The sequence below is a fragment of the Burkholderia sp. 22313 genome (assembly GCF_052045245.1).
Classification (GTDB): Bacteria; Pseudomonadota; Gammaproteobacteria; order Burkholderiales; family Burkholderiaceae; genus Burkholderia.
Window position 1 is genome coordinate 1 of sequence record NZ_JBQEON010000069.1, and the last position, 4482, is coordinate 4482.

A 4482-nucleotide genomic window follows, 5' to 3' on the forward strand; every position below is an offset into this window, starting at 1 on the left:
TTACTCGATGATCTTGGCGACGACGCCCGCACCGACGGTACGGCCGCCTTCGCGGATTGCGAAGCGCAGGCCTTCTTCCATCGCGATCGGAGCGATCAGCTTCACCGTGATCGACACGTTGTCGCCCGGCATCACCATTTCCTTGTCCTTCGGCAGCTCGATCGAGCCCGTCACGTCCGTCGTACGGAAGTAGAACTGCGGACGGTAGTTGTTGAAGAACGGCGTGTGACGGCCGCCTTCGTCCTTGCTCAGCACGTACACTTCAGCCGTGAAGTGCGTGTGCGGCGTGATCGAACCCGGCTTCGCCAGAACCTGGCCACGCTCCACGTCTTCACGCTTCGTGCCGCGCAGCAGGATACCGACGTTGTCGCCTGCCTGACCTTGGTCCAGCAGCTTGCGGAACATTTCAACGCCCGTGCAGGTCGTCTTCACCGTCGGCTTGATACCGACGATTTCGATTTCTTCGCCGACCTTCACGATGCCGCGCTCGACACGACCCGTCACAACCGTACCACGGCCCGAGATCGAGAACACGTCTTCCACCGGCATCAGGAACGCGCCATCAACTGCACGCTCCGGCGTCGGGATGTACGTGTCCAGCGCGTCGGCCAGGCTCATGATCGCCACTTCGCCCAGCTCGCCCGTGTCGCCTTCCAGCGCCAGCTTCGCCGAACCCTTCACGATCGGCGTGTCGTCGCCCGGGAAGTCGTACTTCGACAGGAGTTCGCGAACTTCCATCTCGACCAGCTCGAGCAGTTCAGCGTCGTCCACCATGTCGCACTTGTTCAGGAACACGATGATGTACGGAACGCCAACCTGACGTGCCAGCAGGATGTGCTCACGCGTCTGCGGCATCGGGCCGTCTGCTGCCGAGCAAACCAGGATCGCGCCGTCCATCTGTGCCGCGCCCGTGATCATGTTCTTCACATAGTCAGCGTGGCCCGGGCAGTCGACGTGTGCGTAGTGGCGGTTAGCCGTTTCGTACTCGACGTGTGCCGTGTTGATCGTGATGCCGCGCGCCTTTTCTTCCGGTGCCGCGTCGATCTGGTCGTAGGCCTTCGCTTCGCCGCCGAACTTCTTCGTCAGCACCGTCGTGATCGCTGCCGTCAGCGTCGTCTTGCCGTGGTCAACGTGACCAATCGTACCAACGTTGACGTGCGGCTTGGTCCGCTCAAATTTACCCTTGGCCATTTTCGACTCCCAAAAGGAATTTCACAGGTTGCGCCGCGCGCAAACAGACACTGACTTTTTACTGCTGGTGCCCATGGGCAGGATCGAACTGCCGACCTCTCCCTTACCAAGGGAGTGCTCTACCACTGAGCCACATGGGCGCTATTACGCTTCAACTGCACGGACTGGAGCGGGTGAAGGGAATCGAACCCTCGTCGTAAGCTTGGAAGGCTTCTGCTCTACCATTGAGCTACACCCGCACGGGCCACTAACGATTCCTACCGCTCGCTGCGCTATATTCTTGGTGGAGGAGGTTGGATTCGAACCAACGTAGGCGTAAGCCAACAGATTTACAGTCTGCCCCCTTTAGCCACTCGGGCACCCCTCCGTAGAGAACTGACGATTATGGGGGTGCATCGAACTCTTGTCAAGCACATCCGGAAGATTATTTTCATTCTCTTCCTGCGCACCCGCTCGATTCACCCGACAGCCATGCTTGCCTGGCTGAGGCGAGCACAAGAGGATCGCCGATCGGCGCCCACATCTTCGTCAGACTCCGTCTTCGGCATCGATTTGCATCTTTGCTGAAAACGAAAGACCGCCATCATACGACCTCCGGCGCATAATGCCAAGTGGGTATGCAAAAAAAATTGCAATTTCCATGCCGGAGGGATGAGAGGAACCTTCGCCAAGGGAAGCGGGCCGGTTGAAAGGCGTGAATGACGGCACGCAACCGCCCATGCGGCAGGCCTTCACGCAGGAGTCACCAGGACACCAGATCCGAAAGCCGGATCCTTTGGGTAACGCCTCGCAGCCCCACTGCGGCACGAGAATCGATCCTGTAGCGCAGAATCCCCGTGTTGGTCGACGTTCGCCCCTTCGCCACGGATGGACAGGCGGTACCACCCCGTGTCGCACCATCAAACCGCCGCGCTCCCCTCTGTCGCCCATGCGAAGTCCGAGCTTCCCTCTTGCCATCGCACTGATCTTCGCCACTCCCGCGGCGAACGCGGGCGATACCGAAGGGGCAGCGCGCATTGCGTCGGGGCCTCGTGCAGACCGACCAACGCGGACGTCTGATCGGCCTATCGCAGCCCAGCTGCGCTGTACACGCGACTTTCGACGTGTCGAGTCGATACCGCCTCGTTCAGTTGAGCGCAGATACCCAAGTCGGCTTTGACCCGGGCCGATATGCGACGCCTCATACGCATCAGGATGCAGGGAAGCTGACATGCGACACGAGCCCGTCGACATCGGTCGCTCGGTGCCCGGCAATGCTGGTGTTGACGCAGGATCAGGCAGGTCAGGTGCGCCGATTTACCTCGAGCGAGCATTCGGCATTGGGAGATCCAAGCACCGCGTGCGCGGTGCGGTCGACAGGCGTCAACGCGGACGGTACGCAGTTCGCCTTGATAGGCGCAGGCCGGAACTGCTTCGGCGGCACCGCCTATGCACTCATCGAAGAAATCCATGCCCTTCGCAACGGCCAGCCCCGTGATCGTGATGAGCAACAACGCGAACTTCTGACGGGATCCAACCGATGGACGAATCTCGGCTGTTGCCGCCTCGGCTTCAGCAGCAAGCCTGATGGAATTTCACCCGCTAGCGACGCGTCGACAGGCCTGCTGTTGCAGGGTCGTTGAGCCGACACGGATGCCGTCGATTTCCTCTAAACACGCCACTTGCTCACCGACACTACGATCGCAATCGCCAATGTTGAGCTCAGATGGCCTCAATAAGCCGACCGATAGCCCGGCCAGACGGATGACGAAACCTTTGCCGTGCGGACGGGTGATGAACCATCGTTCGGAGGATAGAAGGCGCCTGGTGCGATGGCAGCGGTACTGGAAACTAACGCCCGCGCCAGATCTCCCTGCGCGGACGCTGCCGAATGTGATGGGAACAGGTGACCTTACCCCTTCGAGTACACCACTCGTAAGTTAGTGGACTCGCCGGTTTTCGGTTGATGCAATTGCCGGAATTGGTCCGGCGCCAACTGCCCTAAGGCACTATGCGGACGCACCGAGTTGTAGTCCGTGCGCCACGCTTCGATTCGCCTGCGTGCATCGTCGAGACTGACGAATGCATGCTGATTCAAGCACTCTTCACGCAGTCGGCCGTTGAAGCTCTCGATGTGAGCGTTCTCCACCGGCTTGCCGGGCCGAATGAACTGCAGTTTTACGCCGTGCTCGTGCGCCCAGGCGTCGAGCGCCTTACTGACGAACTCCGGGCCGTTATCCACCTGAATCAGGTTGGGACATCGTCCGCGTTGCCGCAACTGCTCGAGCACACGCGCCATGCGTACACCCGTTAGCGAGAAGTCGACCCCGATGTGCGGGCACTCGCGGTTCCACGCGTTGATGATCGTCAACATGCGTATGCGTCGGCCATGCACCAGCGCATCAGCAACAAAGTCCATCGCCCAGCTTTCGTCTGCGCCGTTGGGCGTCGGCATGACCACGCGTAGATGACTCGGGCGCTTCTTTCGACGTTTCAGGCGAAGCGATAGGCCTTCTGCACGGTACAGGCGCTCAGTGCGCTTGTGGTTCTGGACCAGGCCCTCCCGGCGCAGCAAGACATGCAGGCGGGGCGAGCCAAACCGTGGCCGCTGCTGTGCCAGCTCGCGCAGCCGTTGCCGCACTTCGTGGTCGGCGTCAGGCGGCGCCGGCCGCCGGAACGTTCGGCGATTCAGACCAATGAGGGCGCACGCCCGGCGCTCCGAATAGTCGTGTTGTTCAATCACCTGCTGCACGACTTCCCGGCGCTGCGCGGGCGAACTCACTTTTTTCCGAGAACGTCCTTCAGAACCTGAATGTCCAGCGCCTGGTCGGCCACCAGCCGCTTGAGCCGCTGATTTTCTTCCTCCAGTTGCCGCAATCGCCGCGCTTCCGACACATCCATGCCGCCATAACGGCTACGCCAGTTATAGAACGTCGCATCCGATATGCCGTGCTTGCGGCACAGGTCTGCGACCTTCATGCCTGCGTCGGCTTCCTTCAGCACCCCGATAATCTGCTCTTCGCTGAACCGCGACTTCTTCATGACAAGGTTTCTCCTGCGGCCTTGCCACTAACTTTACAGTGGGATACTTCGGAGGGGGAAGGTCACAGGGACGCGTTGGCTCGTCTTCATCGCGTCAAACGAATCAGTGTCGATCCGCCCATACCGCGGGCAGCACAAGACTTAGCGTCGCCACTACGGACGGGCACGCTGCGCGTGAGAGGATTGAGGCGATCCGCGGTACTGGAACAACGAGTGCTTGGCGTTGCGGTTCGAGCTGGCCGGCGCCCGTCGTGCGCCGGCGTCGGCGGG

General features: G+C 60.8%; 3 protein-coding genes and 3 tRNA genes. 1 reads left to right on the forward strand and 5 read right to left on the reverse strand.

What is annotated here, in order from left to right; translation table 11 throughout:
• The 4 genes from tuf to ACTJKF_RS31185 all read right to left on the reverse strand — a co-directional run bounded on the left by tuf (window position 1) and on the right by ACTJKF_RS31185 (window position 1558).
• The gene (gene tuf, locus ACTJKF_RS31170) at window positions 1–1191 is read right to left on the reverse strand and encodes an elongation factor Tu (protein WP_011350666.1); all 1191 of its coding nucleotides are present in this window, start codon (window positions 1189–1191) and stop codon (window positions 1–3) included.
• 65 nt (window positions 1192–1256) lie between these two features.
• Window positions 1257–1331, reverse strand: a tRNA-Thr gene (locus tag ACTJKF_RS31175).
• A 25-nt stretch (window positions 1332–1356) separates the two neighbouring features.
• Window positions 1357–1430, reverse strand: a tRNA-Gly gene (locus tag ACTJKF_RS31180).
• A 42-nt stretch (window positions 1431–1472) separates the two neighbouring features.
• A tRNA-Tyr gene (locus ACTJKF_RS31185) sits at window positions 1473–1558 on the reverse strand.
• Between the two features lie 886 nt (window positions 1559–2444).
• On the opposite strand from ACTJKF_RS31185, the gene ACTJKF_RS31190 reads away from it, so the two are divergent.
• Entirely contained in the window at window positions 2445–2813 is a 369-nt protein-coding gene (locus ACTJKF_RS31190) for a hypothetical protein (RefSeq protein ID WP_440628965.1), read from the forward strand.
• Window positions 2814–3082: 269 nt separating this feature from the next.
• Here ACTJKF_RS31190 and ACTJKF_RS31195 read toward each other — a convergent pair.
• A protein-coding gene (locus tag ACTJKF_RS31195; RefSeq protein WP_440628966.1) for an IS3 family transposase occupies window positions 3083–4212 on the reverse strand; the annotation gives its coding sequence in 2 pieces (ribosomal slippage) (window positions 3083–3960 and window positions 3960–4212; 1131 coding nt in all).
• Window positions 4213–4482 lie beyond the last annotated feature (270 nt).

Coding starts and splice junctions, on each gene's coding strand:
- tuf (WP_011350666.1), bottom strand. CDS start 1,191: ATGGCCAAGGGTAAATTTGAGCGGACCAAGCCGCACGTCAACGTTGGT.
- ACTJKF_RS31190 (WP_440628965.1), top strand. CDS start 2,445: ATGCTGGTGTTGACGCAGGATCAGGCAGGTCAGGTGCGCCGATTTACC.